General features: G+C 55.2%; 18 protein-coding genes. 16 read left to right on the top strand and 2 right to left on the bottom strand.

Annotated features, from left to right (window positions below; all coding sequences use genetic code 11):
- The first annotated feature begins 73 nt into the window (after nt 1–73).
- Genes DI14_RS01310 through DI14_RS01275 form a run of 8 tightly spaced genes read left to right on the top strand, consistent with a single transcriptional unit; the run spans nt 74 to nt 9,357 of the window.
- Complete coding sequence (locus DI14_RS01310) at nt 74–1,987, top strand: nucleoside-diphosphate sugar epimerase/dehydratase (protein ID WP_034804207.1); 1,914 nt, start codon at nt 74–76, stop codon at nt 1,985–1,987.
- Nucleotides 1,984–3,012 carry an NAD-dependent epimerase gene (locus DI14_RS01305; protein WP_034804206.1) on the top strand — a complete coding sequence of 343 codons (1,029 nt, stop codon included), beginning with the start codon at nt 1,984–1,986 and terminating at the stop codon, nt 3,010–3,012. Before DI14_RS01310 ends, DI14_RS01305 begins: the two co-directional genes overlap by 4 nt.
- Entirely contained in the window at nt 3,012–4,355 is a 1,344-nt protein-coding gene (locus DI14_RS01300) for a phenylacetate--CoA ligase family protein (protein ID WP_034804204.1), read from the top strand. Before DI14_RS01305 ends, DI14_RS01300 begins: the two co-directional genes overlap by 1 nt.
- A 25-nt stretch (nt 4,356–4,380) precedes the next feature.
- Complete coding sequence (locus tag DI14_RS01295) at nt 4,381–5,745, top strand: phenylacetate--CoA ligase family protein (RefSeq protein ID WP_034804202.1); 1,365 nt, start codon at nt 4,381–4,383, stop codon at nt 5,743–5,745.
- Nucleotides 5,746–5,758: 13 nt separating this feature from the next.
- A complete protein-coding gene (locus tag DI14_RS01290) occupies nt 5,759–7,090 on the top strand; it encodes a nucleotide sugar dehydrogenase (RefSeq protein ID WP_152545848.1) in 1,332 nt (443 codons plus the stop codon).
- Nucleotides 7,078–8,208, top strand: a complete 1,131-nt coding sequence (locus DI14_RS01285) for a glycosyltransferase family 4 protein (protein WP_034804198.1) — start codon at nt 7,078–7,080, stop codon at nt 8,206–8,208. Before DI14_RS01290 ends, DI14_RS01285 begins: the two co-directional genes overlap by 13 nt.
- A gap of 27 nt (nt 8,209–8,235) precedes the next feature.
- Entirely contained in the window at nt 8,236–8,937 is a 702-nt protein-coding gene (locus DI14_RS01280; protein ID WP_051622491.1) for a hypothetical protein, read from the top strand.
- A 51-nt stretch (nt 8,938–8,988) separates the two neighbouring features.
- On the top strand, nt 8,989–9,357 hold the full coding sequence (locus tag DI14_RS01275) for a hypothetical protein (protein WP_152545847.1): 369 nt from the start codon (nt 8,989–8,991) through the stop codon (nt 9,355–9,357).
- Between the two features lie 27 nt (nt 9,358–9,384).
- Here the strand turns inward: DI14_RS01275 and DI14_RS01270 are convergent, their stop codons facing one another.
- Both DI14_RS01270 and DI14_RS01265 read right to left on the bottom strand, forming a co-directional pair.
- The gene (locus DI14_RS01270) at nt 9,385–10,146 is read right to left on the bottom strand and encodes a MerR family transcriptional regulator (protein WP_034804194.1); all 762 of its coding nucleotides are present in this window, start codon (nt 10,144–10,146) and stop codon (nt 9,385–9,387) included.
- A 47-nt stretch (nt 10,147–10,193) separates the two neighbouring features.
- Nucleotides 10,194–10,658: a GNAT family N-acetyltransferase gene (locus tag DI14_RS01265; RefSeq protein WP_034804191.1), complete on the bottom strand. Its 465-nt coding sequence runs from the start codon at nt 10,656–10,658 to the stop codon at nt 10,194–10,196.
- A gap of 213 nt (nt 10,659–10,871) precedes the next feature.
- On the opposite strand from DI14_RS01265, the gene DI14_RS01260 reads away from it, so the two are divergent.
- The 8 genes from DI14_RS01260 to DI14_RS01225 form a co-directional block, all read left to right on the top strand.
- Nucleotides 10,872–12,599, top strand: a complete 1,728-nt coding sequence (locus tag DI14_RS01260; protein ID WP_034804188.1) for an alpha-glucosidase — start codon at nt 10,872–10,874, stop codon at nt 12,597–12,599.
- Between the two features lie 127 nt (nt 12,600–12,726).
- Nucleotides 12,727–13,146: a DUF1934 domain-containing protein gene (locus tag DI14_RS01255; RefSeq protein WP_034804186.1), complete on the top strand. Its 420-nt coding sequence runs from the start codon at nt 12,727–12,729 to the stop codon at nt 13,144–13,146.
- On the top strand, nt 13,143–13,571 hold the full coding sequence (locus tag DI14_RS01250; protein ID WP_034804183.1) for a hypothetical protein: 429 nt from the start codon (nt 13,143–13,145) through the stop codon (nt 13,569–13,571). The genes DI14_RS01255 and DI14_RS01250 overlap by 4 nt, the downstream gene beginning before the upstream one ends.
- 47 nt (nt 13,572–13,618) lie before the next feature.
- Entirely contained in the window at nt 13,619–14,134 is a 516-nt protein-coding gene (locus DI14_RS01245) for a GNAT family N-acetyltransferase (RefSeq protein ID WP_034804180.1), read from the top strand.
- 6 nt (nt 14,135–14,140) lie between these two features.
- On the top strand, nt 14,141–14,857 hold the full coding sequence (locus DI14_RS01240) for a hypothetical protein (protein WP_034804177.1): 717 nt from the start codon (nt 14,141–14,143) through the stop codon (nt 14,855–14,857).
- Between the two features lie 90 nt (nt 14,858–14,947).
- On the top strand, nt 14,948–17,074 hold the full coding sequence (locus DI14_RS01235; RefSeq protein ID WP_034804175.1) for a (Fe-S)-binding protein: 2,127 nt from the start codon (nt 14,948–14,950) through the stop codon (nt 17,072–17,074).
- A 102-nt stretch (nt 17,075–17,176) separates the two neighbouring features.
- Entirely contained in the window at nt 17,177–18,535 is a 1,359-nt protein-coding gene (mgtE, locus tag DI14_RS01230; protein ID WP_034804172.1) for a magnesium transporter, read from the top strand.
- 288 nt (nt 18,536–18,823) lie between these two features.
- Nucleotides 18,824–19,555: transposase (locus DI14_RS01225; protein WP_034804169.1), on the top strand; the 732-nt coding region annotated here is incomplete at its 3' end.

Raw genomic sequence — 19,555 nt, 5'->3', positions numbered from 1 at the left:
TCGTGAACGGGTACTAATGTAGCATCCACCCATACATCGACTCATTTTCGTACTCTGCAAAGGCGGTGACAGAATGACTACACGATTCACGTATTATCCGATGGACCGGAAAAACGCGATGCTCATGATGCTTGACGTCATGATTGCGGCGGCGGCCATCTTCCTTACCTTCAAGTTGCTTTTCGCCCACGACACGACGGTCTCGGGTGACACGACGAAACTGATGACGATTTTAGCGCTGAAAACGGTGGCGCTACTCGCGCTCGGGTGGGCGACACGAGTGTATCGCATCGATTGGCGTTACGGCTCGATGCGGGAGTTGCAGTTGCTCGCGCTCGTCTTGCTCACGAGCGACCTGCTCGTACTTGGCGCTGCGCTTGTCGTTTTAAAGAGCATCTCGTATCAGGCGTTGTTCGTCCAAAGCTTGCTCGCCTTCAACGGGATGTTGTTCATCCGGCTCGTGGCTCGAACCCGTTCGTTCTTCCGGTTCCGTCACGCCCAACCGAGCGGGAAAGCGACGCTCATCATCGGCGGCGGCGACTCCGGACAAAAAATCACGAAAGAGTTGAAAGAGTATCGGACGAACGTGTTGAACGTTGTCGGGATTTTGGACGACAACCCACTCTTACAACGACTCTACATCCACGGAACACCGGTCATCGGCTCAATCGATGCACTCGAACGGAAAATCGAGGAATACGGGATCGAGGTCGTCGTCCTCGCCATCCCGTCGCTTCCTTATAGCAAGCGTATCCAATTATTGAAACGAATCGAGAAGACGGGCGTCGAGTCGCATGCCTTGCCGATGCTGTCGGAGCTCGCGTCGGGGAAAGTATCGATGAACGAGATGCGCGAAGTCGCAATCGAGGATTTGCTCGGACGCGAACCGGTTCAGCTCGATGTGTCTGAGATTTCGCAAAAACTAAAAGGTGCCACCATCTTCATCTCTGGCGCTGGTGGGTCGATCGGTTCGGAGTTGTGCCGGCAGTTGATCAAGTTCGAACCGGGACGCCTCGTCTTGTTCGGGCACGGGGAGAATAGCATCTACTCGATTGACCGCGAGCTACGCGGACTCGATACCGAGACGGACATTTATCCGGTCATCGGTGACGTCCAAGACCGGAACCGGTTAATCGAAGTGTTCGAGCATTACGAACCTGACATCGTCTACCATGCCGCGGCCCACAAGCACGTCCCGCTCATGGAAGGAAATCCGAAAGAAGCCGTCAAGAACAACGTCTATGGGACAAAAAACATGGTGGAAGTGGCCCACTTGTTCAATGTCGAGCGGTTCGTCATGATTTCGACCGACAAGGCGGTCAATCCGACAAACGTCATGGGCGCGACGAAACGAGTCGCCGAGATGGTCGTCCAGCAGCAGGCCCGTCACAGCGAGACGACGTTCTCGGTCGTCCGCTTCGGCAACGTCCTCGGCAGCCGCGGCTCGGTCGTCCCGTTGTTCAAAGAACAAATTGAACGGGGCGGACCGGTCACGGTGACCCATCCGGAGATGACACGCTACTTCATGACCATCCCCGAGGCGAGCCGGCTCGTCATCCAAGCGAGCGTCCGGGCGAGCGGGGGCGAAGTGTTCGTCCTCGATATGGGGCAACCGGTCAAAATCGTCGACTTGGCGCGGCGCATGATCACGCTCAGCGGCTTCACGCTCGACCAAATCCCAATCGAATACAGTGGCATCCGCCCTGGGGAAAAATTGTACGAAGAACTGCTTGCGACGAGTGAAAAAACGGACAGCCAAGTATACGACAAAATCTTTGTCGGTTGTACACGGCCGTTCAAGTCGGTCGATCCGATCCTGTTGACAATCGACCATCTCCTCGACCAACCGAATGCGCTCACCTCCTTCCTCTTGTTCGTTGCCAATAGCGAGATTCCGGAAGAAGTGATGGAAAACATGTTCACCCCTCAAATCGAACCTGTCCGGATGCGGACGAACGATTCAACTCAAAGGAGGAAGACGTTATGACAAAGACCGTACTCGTCACGGGCGTGGCAGGGTTTATCGGGTTTCACTTGGCCCGCCGACTATTACGAGAGGGGCATCGGGTCGTCGGGATTGATGAAGTGAACGATTATTACGACCCGAGTCTGAAAGAGTCCCGACTTCACGTGCTCACGCATCCGAACTTCAAGCTATATCGTGATTCACTCGAGAATAAAATGGCGGTCACGCGGGTGTTTGAGAAGCGGCGGCCCGACATCGTCGTCAACTTGGCGGCCCAAGCAGGTGTGCGCTATAGTCTTGAAAATCCGGACGCCTACATCCAATCGAATATCGTCGGATTTTTGAACGTACTCGAGGCGTGCCGGCATTATCCGGTCGAACAACTCCTGTACGCATCGTCTAGCTCGGTGTACGGATCGAATCGGAAGATGCCGTTCTCCGAACAGGACCCGGTCGATCATCCGCTCTCGCTATACGCCGCTTCGAAGAAGGCGAACGAGCTGATGGCGCATACGTACAGTCATTTGTTCGGGATCAAGACGACCGGACTTCGTTTCTTTAGCGTCTATGGACCGTGGGGGCGCCCAGATATGGCGCTCTATAAGTTCACGGAAGCGATTATGAAAGGCGAACCGATTGACGTCTACAACTACGGGCAGATGGCGCGTGATTTCACGTACGTCGACGATGTCATCGAATCGATCGTCCGCTTGATGGACATCCAGCCGCTCGCTGATGAAGAGTTCGACTATGTCGCGCCGCTCCCAGACCGAAGCGACGTCCCGTTCCGTGTCTATAACGTCGGCAATCATAGTCCGGTCCAACTGATGGACTTCATTCGCATTATCGAGCAAAAACTTGGCAAGCGGGCGATTTTAAACGAACTGCCACTGCAACCGGGCGACGTACCGGAAAGTTTTGCCGATGCCTCGGCGCTGTATGAGTCGGTCGACTTTCGACCGCAAACACCGATCGAGCGCGGTGTCCATGAATTTATCGACTGGTATCTCGCCTATCACCATGCGTTGAAGGAGGGGATTGAGTGATGCCGTCCCTACATGACAAAATATATGCTCGTTCACCGCTCCCGGTCCAAAACTGGCTCATCTCCCTTTACGGGTTGAAGTTATACCGGGAACGTTATGGTCCATATTACGACAAAGAGTTAAAGAAACTGCGAAGACAACGGCTCGTCGACCCGGATGCGGCCCAGCTGAACCGACTCAACCGCTTCCTCCATTTCTGTCAGAGACACAATCGTTATTATCGAAACTTGTTCAAACGCCATGACATCGAGTTGCCGCTCAAGCACCTCGAGGAGCTCCAGCAAATCCCGGTGCTCGAGAAAGAGACGCTCCGAACGAATCCCGACATCTTTTCAGATGTGAAAGCACCAATCATCGGGAGTACGGGCGGGACGACGGGAACGGCGCTCCAAGTCCGTTTCACCGTCGAAGACTATCAAGCGCGGATGGCCCACCTCGACTATTTCAAAGAACAGCACGGTTTCACAAAAGGGATGAAGCGGGCGAGTTTCACAGACCGGATGATTTGTCCCCGTGACCAAGAGGAGCCGATCTATTGGCGCTACAACGCCCCGATGAAACAAATGCTCTACTCGGTCGTCCATTTCCATGAACGGACCATCCCGGATTACGTAGACTCATTGAACACGTATCGACCGGACGCCCTCGACGGTTCACCGTCCGCGATGATTGAAGTCGCCAAGTACTTAAAAGAGACGGACACCCGGTTGACGTTCAAACCAATCGCCATCTTCCCGACGTCCGAGACGTTATCGCCGTGGGGACGGGCGTTATTGACCGAAATCTTTCAAGCCCCGGTTTACGATCAATACGCTTCCTCGGAAGGGGCGCCACTCGTGACGGAGTGCAAACATGGACGGATGCACCTGCATCCGGAGACCGGCATCATCGAGCCCGGTGAGAACGGAGAGATTTTAGTGACGAGCTTCACGACGCACGGGACGCCGCTCGTTCGTTATCGTATCGGCGATCGCATGACGCTCAGCGACGAGACGTGTCCTTGTGGTCATTCCGGAACAGTCATCTCTTCCATCGATGGTCGGCAGATGAATTACGTCGAAACACCAGAAGGTTACAAAGTGTTCGAAGGTGATTTGACGGCGACGGTCGCCGTCTTGCCGAACTCTGTCCTCCAAGTCCAAGTGTTGCAACACGAGGTCGATCAAATCGAGATGCTCTATGTCAAAGACGAAGAACGGTTTGAAGACGAACATGAGACGATCCTCAAGCAAGAGGTCGAACGGTTGTTCACCCCGAACATGCGGATTCGCCTAAAGAACGTGCCAGCCATTAAAAAAGAGCCAAACGGAAAAATCCGGGTCGTGAAGCGACTTCACGTCTGACCTATACAAAAAGGGGAGTTCAAGAATGACCACTTTCGCGTTGCGGGACATGTATTTCAAAGCGCCGATTCGGTTTCAAAACTGGATGACGTCACTATATGGATTGAAGTTATGGCAAGAACGGTATGGTGAGGCGTATCGCCGGGAGCTCATCCGTTTGAAGGACCGCCCGACCGACGCGGAAGCCGTCTATCAGGATCAGCTTGATCGGTTGAACGTCTTCCTACAGTTTTGTGCAGCGAACAACGACTATTATGCACGCTTGTTCAAGGAGGCGAACGTGACGCTCCCGCTCCGTTCGTTCGAGGAGATGCGCCATATTCCAATCCTCGAGAAAGAGACGGTCCGGGCGACCCCTTCGATTTACTCCAACATCAAGACGGACATCGTCGGAAAGACGGGTGGGACGACCGGGGCGTCGCTCCAGGTGAAGTTCACGAAAGACGATTATCAAATCCGGATGGCCCATCTCGACTACTTCAAAGAGCAACATGGCTTCAAGAAAGGGATGAAGCGGGCGAGTTTCACCGGTCGCGTCATCTGTGATCCCAACCAGGCGGCCCCAGTGTTCTGGCGTTACAACCGTCCGATGAATCAATTGCTCTTATCGCTCTTCCATTTGACACCGGACAACATCCCACACTATATCGAGGCGCTCAACCGGTTCAAACCGGCCGTCCTCGATAGCGCGCCGTCCGCCATGGTCGACATCGCCTCGTATATGAAAGAGCACGGCATCACGCTCGACTTTCAAATGATCGCCATCTTTCCGACGTCCGAGACGTTGACGGCGGGTGGGCGCAAACTGCTCGAAGAGGCGTTCAACGCCCCGGTGTACGATCAATACGCCTCCTCAGAAGGGGCACCGATTTTGACCGAATGCAGCCACGGTCACATGCATCTGCATCACGAGACGGGCTATATCGAGCCGTACGGCGACGATGGTGAAATTCTCATCACGAGCTTCACGACACACGGGACGCCGCTCGTCCGCTATCGAATCGGTGACCGTATGAAATTCGGAGAAGGGACGTGCCCGTGCGGCCAAGGTGGCACGTACGTCACCTCGATCGAAGGACGGCAGTCGAACTACGTCGTCACCCCGAAAGGATTGAAAGTGTATGAAGGCGATTTGACAACAATCGTCCGCGTCTTACCGAACTCGGTCATCCAGACGCAATTCCGGCAGTTCGATTTGCATCATATCGAGATGCGCTATATCAAAGATCCGGAACGATTTCTTCCGTCCCATGAACGGGTACTCGAGCGAGAGCTGAAAGAGTTGTTCGGGGAAGGCGTCGAAATCACCCTCACCCCGGTCAAACAAATCCCTCGCGGGAAAAACGGGAAAATCGTCGTCGTCGAGAAGTTGATGGATCAAATTTCATAATAACTGGAGGCAGATGGACATGGACAAACTCATCTCAGAATCACGGACAACACGACGAACCATTGCCAATCGCCATATCGCCGTCGTCGGACTCGGTTACGTCGGACTCCCGGTCGCGGTCGCGCTCGGGGAAGTCGGAGACGTCATCGGCCTTGACATCAACGAGGCGCGCATTCACGAGTTGAACGAACACGTCGACAGCACAAGGGAAGTCGAGCGGGAGGCGCTCGAGGCGGCGTCAGTCACGTATACGACCGATGCTAAAAAACTGGAGGAATCGGACTTCATCATCATCGCCGTGCCGACCCCGATCAATGAACAGAATCAACCGGATCTCGGCCCGATTTGCGGCGCCACGCGCGCGGTCGGGAAACATTTGCAGCCGGGAACGATTGTCGTGTACGAATCGACGGTGTATCCAGGGTTAACCGAAGAAGAATGTATCCCGCTCCTCGAGCAAGAGTCTGGCCTTCGGGCCGGAATCGACTTCAAAGTCGGCTATTCGCCTGAACGAATCAATCCGGGTGACCGGGTGAACACGTTCCGGACAATCAAAAAGGTCGTCGCCGCCGAAGACGAAGCGACGCTCGACGTCGTCGCCGCCGTCTATGAGACGGTCGTCGACGCAGGGGTGCACCGGGCTTCCTCGATCAAGGTCGCCGAAGCGGCGAAAGTCATCGAGAACACGCAACGCGACTTGAATATCGCCCTCATGAACGAACTTGCCATCATCTTTGAGCGGATGGACATCGACACGCTCGAGGTGCTCGAGGCGGCAGGCACGAAGTGGAACTTCCTTAACTTCCGCCCCGGACTCGTCGGCGGACACTGTATCGGCGTCGACCCGTTCTATTTGACGATGAAGTCCGAGATGCTCGGCTATCATCCGGAAGTCATTTTAGCCGGCCGTCGGATCAACGAGACGATGGGCAGTTTCATCGCCACATCGCTCATCAAGACGATGATTCGCCAAAACATGCCGGTACTCGGCTCCCGCGTCACCGTGCTCGGCATGTCGTTCAAAGAGAACGTGAGCGACATCCGCAACTCGAAAGTCGCCTCGCTCATCCGTGAGATTGAAGAGTTCGGACTCGAGGTGCAAGTGTACGATCCGCTCGTCGACCATGAAGAAGTGAAGCACGAGTACGGCATCGAGGTGAAAGCGTATCATGAGCTGAAACCGGCCGAGGTCGTCATCTATGCCGTCTCGCACGACGAGTTCGTCGATGCCGGCTGGAAGCTTGCCGCCCGCCAGTTGAAGATGGGTCGCGGCGTCGTCATGGATTTGAAAGGCATCCTCGACCGTAGGACGAAGCCGGAGGAGGTGTACTTATGGCGCCTTTGAAGATTCTCCAGTTCTGCGCGGTCGACGCGACGGCTGACGTCTTGTTGCGTCCCCTCATCGAGTCTTTGAAAACCGAAGGCCATCAAGTGGATATCGCCTGTGCCTACGGTGACCGGACCGATCAGTTACGAGAGGAAGGCTGGGTCATCCACACGTTGCCGATCGACCGGAAGTTCCATCCGAAACGAAATTTACAGACGATTCAAGAACTCGTCACGCTGTTGCGGCGGGAAAAATACGATGCGATTCACGTGCATACCCCGGTCGCCGCTGCGCTCGGCCGCGTCGCTGCCCGCATCGCGCGAACCCCGCACATTCTCTACACGGCGCACGGCTTCTACTTCCACGAACGGATGAGCCGTGTCGCCTATGAACTCGTGTTCTGGCTCGAAAAATCGCTCGCCGCCCTCGCCACGGACTGGCTGCTCCTTCAAAGTGAAGAAGACTATTCCCTCGCGAAGACGCGTCAGTTCAAGCGGGACGACCGTCTGCTTCATCTCGGTAACGGTATCGACTTGAACCGCTTCAAACCGATTGCGAAGACGCATAATCCGGAACAGCTGAAATTTTTGTTCGTCGGCCGCCTCGTCCGAGAGAAAGGAATCTTGGATTTGCTCCAGGCGTTCACGCAACTTTCGAAAACGCACCCTGGCGCGACGCTGACGATCGCCGGCGAGCTGATGGTGAATGAACGGGACCAAGAAACCGGAAAACTCGTCGAGGCGTACCTCGCCGACAATCCGAACGTCCATTATGCGGGCTTTGTCAAAGATACGCCGACACTCTTCAGCGATCATGACGTCTTCTTGTTGCCTTCCTACCGAGAAGGGTTGCCGCGTTCCATCTTAGAGGCGATGGCATCCGGTCTTCCGGTTATCGCGACGAACATCCGTGGTTGCCGTGAAGAAGTGATTGACCACGAGACGGGCTATCTCGTCCCTGTCGCCAGTCCCGATGCGCTCGCTGAAGCGATGGAGTCGTTCATCCTTCATCCGGATCGGCTCGAGACATACGGACGCCGTGGCCGGGAAGTCGTCGAGGAACGGTTCGATGAATCGATTGTACTGACGCGGCAACTCGATTTATTCGCGCAAATCAGTGCGCGGGAGGCCGGCTGATGCGGGCGATTGAAAGGGGGAGGCGGCATGGAAGAAAAGCAAGTCGTTAAGCAACTGAGGACGGCGGCCGTCGACGGCCGCCTCACCATCCATATGTATCAGCAATGGCAAAAGCGTAATGATGGTCCGACGGTGCTCGAACTGCTTGAGACGTATGGATCGTGGGCGAACGTGCTCCGCCTCGCCGGACTCGACAATCAAATGCCTCGTTTCACGAAAGCCGAGGTGGTTCGGGCGCTCCGTCGGGCCGCGAAAGAAATGGGTTCGATTACGAGTGCGGATTACCGGAAGTGGGCGCTTGACCGGGACGTGCCGTCATTGACCGAGGTCGTCATCTTGTTCGGGTCATGGAAAGTCGCCTTGATTGAAGCGGATTTACTCGGCATGATGGCCAAAGACCAAAAGTGTGAAATCATTCAAGCCCTCCTCGAAGCGAGTGAGGACATCGAGCCGCTCACATCGACCGCTTATGCGAAGTGGGCACGGGCGCGTCAACAGCCGAGCATCACGAAAGTCGTTCGACGGTTCGGTTCGTGGAGCCAAGCACTTGAAGAGATCGGGCTCTCGAACCGCAAAACGTTCACGGAAGACGAGATTTTAAACGCATTGAAAGAGGCGGATGAGGAACTGGCAATCCTCTCGCCATGGGGTTATGAGATGTGGCAAAAAAAGATGGGAAAGGGCCGGCCCTCAAAGAAGTTCAACAGATGTTCGGCTCTTTTGACATAGCGGTGGAAGAGATGCGACTGAGCCGGAGTGAAGGACGGAATCGGAAAGGAGGTGCGTCATGACGAGACCAAGCTTGACCGTCTCATGCCGGAACTCCTCATCTTCCATGAGACGGGACCGATTGAGCCGGATGTGCTCAATCGAATCGATTGCCCGATTTTGACGATTCGACCATCGATGGCGGCGGGACAGCTCGAGGCGTATTGGGCGTTCCGGGCCAAACCGGACGTCTGTGAGGTACGCATCGAACAGTGGAGCGACCGCGGCTGGAGCGTCCTCGACCGGGCCGTCCTCTACCTCGGCGGTACGGACAATTTCGCGACTTATCCGTACCTCCAGCTCTCGACTGGATTGCCGCTCTTGAAGCGTCAAATCGAGATGATGCTCGAAGAGGACGTCTACGACCGTAGAATCGAGTAAAAACGGCCAGAGCTTTCGCTCGGCCGTTTAACTTTTGGTGATGCAATAATGTTGAATCGCGTCGTTGTAGTAGACGGCGAGACCGGGGGCGTACTTGTCATAGAACGCCGTAAAGCGCGAGTCTGCCACGTACATCTGTCCGAGGCCGCTGAACATATCGAGCGAGCAATCGTAGAAGTGGTCGTGGATGAAAGCATGGTTCGCCTCGACCACCACTTGGACGCGCGGGTCTTCGACCGGGACACCGGCCGTGAACAAGTCGACGAGCGGTTTGACGAGGTCGACTTGCTGTTGGCTGAGCGCCTCCCAGTCCTCTTTCGTCCGTCCGTGGGCCCGTTTTTGTGACGTCGTATAGGCGTCACTGTCGCCCCAGCGTGACGTCACTTCGGTCTCATATTTCGTCTCGTGCGCTTTCAGCTCGTCGAACGACAAGCCTTTGAACAATGATTCTTCTTCCATTTGAACGCCTCCTTCAAGTGAGGCGAGCGTCGCTTCGGCGGTCTCGGCGAGTGTCGCGAAATAGGCCGCCTTTTTACGCAGCGCGTTCACTTGTGTCTTAAGGATGTGAGCCCGGTCGGTGTCCGTTTTTAACAACGTATGAATCGTCTCGAGGGGAAAATCGAGCGAGCGATAGAACAAGATGAGTTGGAGCCGCTCCATGTCTTGTTTCGAATAACGGCGGTACCCGTTCGCGTCACGCGACGGGACGAGCAGCCCGATCGCGTCGTAATGCCGAAGCGTCCGGGTCGTCGTGCCGGCGAGTTTTGCAAGTTGTTGAATCGTAACCATCTGCTCACCTCCTTATGGACAGCATAAGCCTTGACGTCGGGTTAACGTCAACCCTCTTTTGTGAATAAGGAAAACCCGTCGCGTTCACCGACATACGCAAAACCGAATTGTCGATAGTAACGGTTCAAAAATGTGTTCGTGGCGACACAGTCGAGGCGAATCGTCCCGACCGTCTGGTTGAGCGCGTGGCGTATCAATTGTTCGCCGACACGCTTCCCTTTCATCCGGGCATCAACGACGAGCCGATGCACGTAGACCGCTACCTCGGCGTCATCCCATAAATTGTGGTCCCATGACGTCGGGGGAATCAAGCTGACCGACCCGGAAATCCTCCCGTTTTCTTCATATACATAGACCGTCCCGTTCGTAACGTCGTGACGGACGAGCTCGGTCCGACTCGGTTCTAAATATTTTTCCCACTGCGTCTTTCCGGCAGCGCGAAACGCTTTTGCCTTATTTAAAATCAATGAATCGATTGCTTGAAGATCGGCCCGTGTGGCCAAACGAATCATGTAAGTCGCCTCACTTTCATTTCATTTCAAAATCGTGTAGGGTACACGTTGAGTAAGCTGTTGAAAAGCTCATTGTAGCGGTTTGTCTTTTTTGTTAAGATAAACGTAGTGCATCGTGCAAACGATTGCGCTAATGAGAGATAACGTCAACAGCACTGATATTAGTATATAGGATGAGCAGTGAGTTTAGGGATAAGGGAGTATCATTGACACATGCAACTTTTACAACGTGACCAACACACAAAAGGATTACAACAGACACAAACAAAAACGCTAAAACGTAATTGGTGGAAAGAAGCCGTCGCATACCAGATTTACCCGCGCAGCTTTTACGACGCGAACGGGGACGGAATCGGCGACATTCAAGGCATCATCGATAAACTCGATTATTTGAAAGAGCTCGGAGTCGACGTCATCTGGATCTGCCCGATGTACAAGTCGCCGAACGACGACAACGGCTATGATATCTCGGATTATCAAGATATCATGGATGAGTTCGGGACGATGGAAGATTTCGACCGTCTCTTGAATGAAGTCCACGCACGCGGCATGAAGCTATTGTTAGACCTCGTCGTCAACCATACGTCGGATGAGCATCCGTGGTTCATCGAGTCGAAGAGTTCGAAAGACAACCCGAAACGCGACTGGTACATTTGGCGTGACGGGAAACCGGACGGCTCGAAGCCGAACAACTGGGAATCGATTTTCGGCGGGTCGGCATGGGAGTTCGACGAGACGACAGAAGAATACTTCTTGCACGTCTTCTCGAAGCGTCAACCGGACCTCAACTGGGAAAACGCGGACATGCGCCAAGCCGTGTACGACATGATCAACTGGTGGCTCGAAAAAGGCATCGACGGGTTCCGTGTCGACGCGATCAGCCACATTCGCAAAAACCCGACGTTCGGCGACTTGCCGAATCCGGAAGGCCTTGATTTCGTGCCGTCGTTCGAGATGCACATGAACGTTGACGGCATCCACGACTATTTAGAAGAGCTTCGAGACGAGACGTTCAACAAGCACGACATCATGACGGTCGGGGAGGCGAACGGTGTTTCGCCTGACGACGCCCATCTTTGGGTCGGCGAGCAAGACGGCAAGATGAACATGGTGTTCCAATTCGAACACATGGGCCTCTGGCGCGAAGACGCCGAGTCGAAACTCGACGTCGTCCATTTGAAGAACGTGTTGTCGAAGTGGCAAAAAGGACTCGAGGAAGACGGCTGGAACGCCCTTTACGTCGAGAATCATGACCAGACACGTACCGTATCGACGTGGGGGGACGATGAGCGCTATTGGAAAGAGAGCGCGAAATCGATCGGGATGATGTACTTCCTCATGCAAGGAACACCGTTCATCTATCAAGGCCAAGAGATCGGAATGACGAACGTCAAGTTCGACTCGATTGACCAATACGACGACATCGCGACACGTAACCGTTATTACATCGGTCTCGAACACGGCAAGAGCCACGAAGAGATGATGGACATCACGTGGAACTCGTCGCGCGACAACTCACGGACGCCGATGCAGTGGAGCAGCGCAGCGAACGCCGGATTCACGTTCTCGGACACGCCTTGGTTCGGCATCAATCCGAACTACACGGCCATCAACGTTGAAGAACAACTTGAAGATGAAGACTCAATCCTCAACTTCTATAAAGAGATGATTCGCCTCCGGAAACAAGATGAGACGTTCGTGTACGGCACGTATGACGTCGTCTTGCCGGAACACCCAGAGATTTACGCGTATACGCGCACGCTCGGAGACAGCCAATACCTCGTCATGACGAACTTGACGGGTGGCGAGGCAATCTTCGCTTCAGACCTCACACTTCGCTCGGAGGATGTCGTTTTGAAAAACATGCCGCTCGATCCGCATGACGAGACGACACTCCTTCACTTGAAGCCGTTCGAAGGACGCGTCTATAAATTGAGTTAACCGTTAAGACAGGGGTGACCCTGTCTTTTTGTGGTGTGAAGCACATGCGAACCGGGAAAGAAAAAGTTAGCGATTCCGGACCGTTTGTGAGGTATGGTACAATGGGACAGCGGAAAGGGGAATCATCATGGCAATTGAACCGAAACGTATACGCGTCCGTCAGACGACGAAAATGAGCGAACTCGATGAACCGATCGTGCTCGTCGCGGACGGTCACTATTATGAACTGAAGACGGGCTTCATCTTGACGTTTGACCAAGAGCGTGAGGACGGCATCGTGCCGACGACGTTGAAATATACGACAGGGCGGCTCGCCCTTATACGTAAAGGACCGATTGAGATGAACCATTCGTTCATCGAAGGACGGCTGACACAGAGTGTATACAAAAACCCATATATGGCGATGACGATGGCGACGACGACGGAACGCCTTGACGTTTCAGATGGGCGTTGCCAATTCGACTACGCGTTAACGATGAACGACGATGTCGCCGGCACGTACGCGGTCGACGTCACATGGACGTTTAAAGGAGGAGACGAAGCATGAACTTTCAAGAGCGAGTGAAAAAGATTGAAGAGATGTTGAACGAGGACTGGTTCGAGATGCTCGAGACGAACGAGGACGAGTATGAGGAATGGCGCGGTCGCCTCGAAGATCATGCCGAGCACGTCATCGGACATTACGACAACGAGACCGGCGTCGACATGGACTCGGTCGACAAGTTGCTCCAGTTGAACGACGAGTTCCCGCTCCTTTACGGAGAAGACACGGTCCGGTTGTACCTCGCCTTAATCGAGGCACGTCCGGAAGACAAGTCGGTGTACGAACGTTACGTCGACTATTTGGCCGCGATTGGGGACGCTTCGCACGAAGAGTTTTTACGGTTCCATACGCTCGTCGACGCGGGCAGGCTCGACGAGGCACGAAAGCTCGCTCCGGAGATGCCAGCACGATTGGGACTCGAAGAATAAGGCCGCATTGCGGTCTTTTTTCTACATAAAGATAAGGGGGAAGGGCGATGTTACGTCTTGTGAAGACATCGATGGACCAAGAACAGCAAGTGCATGCATTTTTGAAGGAGTGGCGTGAACGGGATGAACGCATCGTCCCGAACGCGGTCGACGGGGAGGCGTCTGACTTTGAGACGTATGTCAAAGCGATTCGGGCGCGTGAGGTACGCGCGGAGAACGTCGGTTGGGTGCCGAGCACGACGTATTGGTTGACCGACGGGGAAGAACTGCTCGGGGCGGCCAACATTCGGCACGAGTTGAACGAGCAGTTACTCAGTTTCGGTGGTCACATCGGCTACGGAATCAAACCGAGCGCTCGGGGTCGGGGACTTGCGACGAAACAGCTCGCCCTCGCGCTCGAGAAGGCGAAGTCGCTCGGCATCGAGCGCGCGTTGATCACGTGCGATCGAACGAACGTTGCCTCGAAGCAAGTCATTTTGCGTCACGGTGGGGTGCCGGACACGCCGTTCATAGAAACGGATGGGACGGTCGTCGAGCGGTTTTGGATTGAGCTGAAAGGGTGACGACACATGGGCGACTGGATCGTGGTGTACTTGGCGGCCATCAACTTCTTCGGCATCTATTTGTTCCCGCGGGACCGCATCCCGTCGAAGAAGTGGTTCTCGTTCTCGGGCGGGATCGCCATCACGTATTTCTTCATGTACTTACTCCCGTCGCTCAATAAGCGCCAAGACACGCTCCGAGTCGACGGGCTCGACCTTGCCTTGCCTTCAGAGATTTATGTCGTCAGTCTCATCGGGTTCACCGTCTTTTACGGGACGATGCGGTTCGTGCGGACTCCGCACTTCCAAGATGAGACGCTCGACCGAAACGTCTCGTACATGCTTCAAGTGACGCTCCTCACGGCGTATATGTCGTTCTCGGCATACGTCGTGACGGAGACGTCGGTGACGAACGTCGCCCAAATGTTTTATGCGACCGCACTCGGCGTCCATTTTCTCGCCGCCGGTCACGACTTGTATCGCCATTACGGCGAGGTCTACTTGACGCAAGGACGCTACTTTTTCACGGTCGGCATCCTCGTCACCGGCTACGTCGCCCGCTACGTCGACTTGGCGTCGCACGTCGAGACGATTCTGTTCGCGTTCGTCGCCGGGGCGATGATCCTGAACATCGTCAAGTTCGAGTTGCCGGCCGACCGGAATCTTCACTTCCGTACGTTCGTGCTCGCCGTGACGATTTACGGGGGACTTCTTCTCATCTTGAAGCACGTTCTCTATTTTTAAGTTCTCCTAAGAAAATGAATGACTGTTCATTCATTGTTTGGTATACTGATTCCAAGAATGAATCCGTTTTCATTAAGGGGGATGTTGGGGATGTCTACATTTTTAATCGTCAACTGGATTCTGTTCTTGCTCGTTCTCGGCTATGGCTTGTACTTGTTCGCGTCGCTCGTCTATCAGCGGTACACGTTCATCAAGCTCGGGAAGAAGGCAGAATGGAGCCAGACGAACAAAGAACGGCTTGAACAGGTGATGATCAACGTGTTCGGGCAAAAGAAATTGTTGAAAGATAAGAAGAGCGGCATCATTCACGTCATGATGTTCTATGGGTTTATCCTCGTCCAGTTCGGGGCGATCGACTTCATTTGGAAAGGGCTCGCCGTCGGGACGCGTTTCCCACACGTGCCGCTCGGTCCGCTCTATCCAATCTTCACGTTCATGCAAGAGATCGTCATGCTCATGATTCTCGTCGCGGTCGTTTGGGGATTCTATCGCCGCTATATCGAGAAGCTCGTGCGCTTGAAGCGGAACTTTTTGGCCGGTCTCGCGCTCATCTTCATCGGTGGGCTCATGGTGTCCGTCTTGTTCGGGAACGGCTTTTACCTCGTCTATAAAGAAGAGCTCCCGATGTGGGGCGAGCCGGTCGCGACCATCATCGGCTCGGCGTTCGCCTGGGTACCGGGCAGCGTCGCGTTCGCGCTCTTCATCGTCTTCTGGTGGCTGCACCTGCTATTCTTACTCAGCTTCATGGTGTATATCCCGCAAGGCAAGCACGCTCACTTGATTGCCGGCACACTCAACGTCTGGCTCGGCCGGACGCATAAAGTCGGTCGTCTCGCACCGGTCGATTTCTCGGCGATGGAAGAGGCGGAAGAGTCGGATGAAGAGGTCGTCTTCGGGGTCAACAAGATCGAAGACTTCAACCAGAAGCAGCTCGTCGACTTGTACGCCTGCGTCGAGTGCGGACGCTGTACGAACGTCTGCCCGGCGACCGGTACCGGCAAGATGCTGTCGCCGATGGATCTCATCGTCAAACTGCGCGACCATATGAACATGAAAGGGGCCGCCATCACCCGGAAGTCGCCGTGGGCGCCGGCGCTCTTGTTCCAAAATACGCAAGGCGCGGAGATCGCCGCGGCCGCGATGGATGGGAACATGCTCGTCGCCGACGAGTTGATCGGCAACGTCATCACGGAAGAAGAGATTTGGGCGTGCACGACGTGCCGCAACTGTGAAGACCAATGCCCGGTCATGAACGAGCACGTCGACAAGATCATCGACCTTCGTCGTTATCTCGTCATGATGGAAGGGAAGATGGACCCGGAAGCGCAGCGCACGGTCGCCAACATCGAACGTCAAGGCAACCCGTGGGGGATGAACCGGAAAGAGCGCGAGAACTGGCGCAAAGACACGGAACTCGTCATCCCGACGGCGAAAGAAAAGAAGAAGGCGGGCGAAGAGTTCGAATTCCTCTTCTGGGTCGGGGCGATGGGCTCATATGACAGCCGCAGCCAAAAAGTCGCCCAGAGCTTTGCGAGCGTCTTGAACAAGGCCGGCGTCTCGTTCGCTATCCTCGGCAACGAAGAGAAGAACTCGGGCGACACGCCACGCCGCATCGGGAACGAGCTGTTGTTCCAAGAGCTCGCCGAGGCGAACATAAAGCTGTTCGAGAAGTACGGCGTCACGAAAATCGTCACGGTCGACCCACACGCGTACAACACGTTTAAAAACGAGTATCCGGACTTCGGCCTCACTGGTGTGAAAGTGTATCATCACACCGAGCTCCTCGCCGAACTGCTCGACACGGGGCGCGTCAAACCGGACTTCGCCGTGAATGAACGGGTCGTCTATCACGATTCGTGCTATCTCGGTCGCTATAACGGCATCTATGACGCACCACGCTTCGTCTTGGAGCGCATCCCGGGCGTCGAACTCGTCGAGGCGGCCCGGAACCGTGAGAACGGGATGTGTTGTGGGGCCGGTGGCGGTCTCATGTGGCAAGAAGAGAAAGTCGGCACGCGCGTCAACGTCGCACGGACGGAGCAATTACTTGAAACGAAACCGACCGTCATCGGATCGGCCTGCCCGTATTGCTTGACGATGCTCTCAGACGGGACGAAAGCGAAAGAAGTCGATGAGACGGTCGGTACGTTCGACGTCGTCGAACTGCTCGATCGTTCACTCGCTCCGCTCGAAGTACCCGAACCGCTCGTCCAATAAATTAGTGACCCGCTTCCGTATGCTGGAGCGGGTCTTTTTAGTTTCGATGACGCGAAATATCGGAATAAGAAAGGAGATACATTTAGCAGAGGAAGTGAGCGTATGGTTGAAATGATGACGGACAACGAGATCGCCTTGGCCATCATCCAAGCGTTGAAAGACGGAAGACGCACCGAGTTCCAGGAAATCGTGGACGAGCTCCAGCCGTATGACGTCGCCCAACAGTACAAGCTGTTGCCGGGTAAGCATCAAAATAAGTTCTTGCTTTACTTGACGCTCGAACAGATGACCGACATGATTCAAGAACTCGACCAGACGACACGGCTCCAGGTATTGCACCGGCTCGGGTTCGAACGGACGTCCGAGGTGCTCGACTTGATGGAGAATGATGAAGTCACGTCGTTCATGTCCGAACTTGACCCAGAACGTGTCGAGGAACTATTGTCGGAGATGAAGCTTGAGGAATCGAGCGTCGTCCAAAACATGATGACGTACCCGGAAGAGACGGCCGGTCGGCTCATGAACAACCGGTTCGTCTGGATTCCGGAACACTATTCGATTCGGCAAGCCGTCGACAAGTTAAAAGACTTCGCGGCACTCGCCGAGTATTTGAACTATTTATATGTCGTCGATGCCGATAAACGGCTCCTGGGCGTTATCTCGTACAAGGATTTGATTTTGGCCGACATCGATGACGCCGTCGCCGACGTCATGTACAAACGTGTCGTCAAAGTCGATGTCATGACCGACCAAGAAGAAGTCGCCAAACTGATTAACCGGTACGACTTCATCTCGATACCGGTCGTCGAGGATGGCGACCGGCTCGTCGGCATCATCACGGTCGATGACGTGCTCGATATCGTCATCCAAGAAGCGAACGAGGACATCGAGAAGCTGTCGGCTTCCGGTAAGGCGATTGATTTCGACACGAAACCGCTCGTCGCCGCCTATCGCCGCTTGCCGTGGCTCATCTTGCTCTTATTCATCGGTTTGATTTCAGGCAGCATCATCGACGGGTTCTCCGGCACGCTCGAACAAGTCGTCGCGCTCGCGTTCTTCATGCCGATGATTGCCGGGATGACGGGGAACACGGGGACGCAATCGCTCGCCGTCGTCGTAAGGGGTCTTGCGACGCGTGATTTGACGTTCCGCCAAGTCGTCGCGCTCATCTTCCGTGAGTTGTGGGTCGGTGTCATCATCGGTGTCACGTGTGCCATTTTAATCGCCGTCATCGCGTTCGTCTGGCAAGGGAGCTGGACACTCGGTTTCGTCGTCGGCAGCTCGCTCCTCGCGACGCTCATCATCGGGACGCTCGCCGGGACGATTATCCCGCTCATCCTATACAAGTTGAACGTCGACCCGGCCGTCGCATCCGGACCACTCATCACGACAATCAATGACATCTTGTCGCTCCTCATCTATTTCGGGGTGGCGACCGCCTTCTTGGCGCGACTCATGTGAAAACACCCGGACAACGGTCGAGGGCACTGAAAAACTTCAAATGTTTTTGAACAGAGGAGCGTCGTCCCGGAAGGGATGGCGCTCCTCTGTTTTCATCGCCCTTCAGCCGCCCTGTCCGGCACGCCGCTTTCCTGGGGGCGGGCGTCGAGCCGCATCGCGACGTCGTCGCTGCTGGGTCTCGCCTTGCCCGCTGATTCCCCGGGAGTCGGCGTGCCCTCGGGCGGCGCTGTACGCGCCTGACATTCCGGACTATACTGGCTGTAACCAACCAATCTGGAGGCGATCCCGATGATGCCTGACCTGCCCAACATGCCGCCGAGCCCGTATGCGGCCCTCTATGACCTGTTGATCCCGGCCGATGACGAACTGCGGCTCATCCACGACCTCGTCCCGTTCGATTTCATCACCGAGTTGCTCGAGGACACGTATTGCCACGACAACGGTCGGATGGCCGTCCATCCTGTCCGGATGTTCAAATATCTGTTCCTGAAGGCGCACTCGAACCTATCGGACGTCGACCTCGTCAGACGGGCGAAGACCGATCTCGCCTACAAATATTTTCTGGACCTGGCACCGGAGGATGACGTCATCAACCCCTCCTCGCTCACGAAGTTCCGCCGTCAGCGTATGGACGACGACGAGCTGCTCGACAAGTTGATCGGGCACACGGTCGAGGTCGCGAAAGGGATGGGGCTGCTCAAGGGACGGACATTGATCGTCGACGCGACCCATTCACGGGCCCGATACGGGCAGAAGCCGATCGGGAAGGCGATCATCGAGGAGGCGAAGGGACTCCGTCATGCGTGCTACAAAGAAACCAAGAACGCGAAGGGGCGCTTTCCGGAGAAGGTGGACGAGTCGGACATCGACCAGCTCCTCTCGTATGCGCTCGCCGTCGCAGAGACCGTCGAGACCGGGATGCCCGAGCTGATGTTTCGCGAGCACATCCGAGACCAGGTGAACCGGGTGCGTGAGCTAGCGGAGGATGCGCATGTCGAGCTGCAGGTGTCCAAAGACAGC

The organism is Exiguobacterium sp. AB2, assembly GCF_000696055.1.
GTDB lineage: Bacteria > Bacillota > Bacilli > Exiguobacteriales > Exiguobacteriaceae > Exiguobacterium > Exiguobacterium alkaliphilum.
The sequence above is the reverse complement of the archived record's forward strand: the minus strand, read 5'-3'. Positions and strand labels throughout refer to the sequence as shown.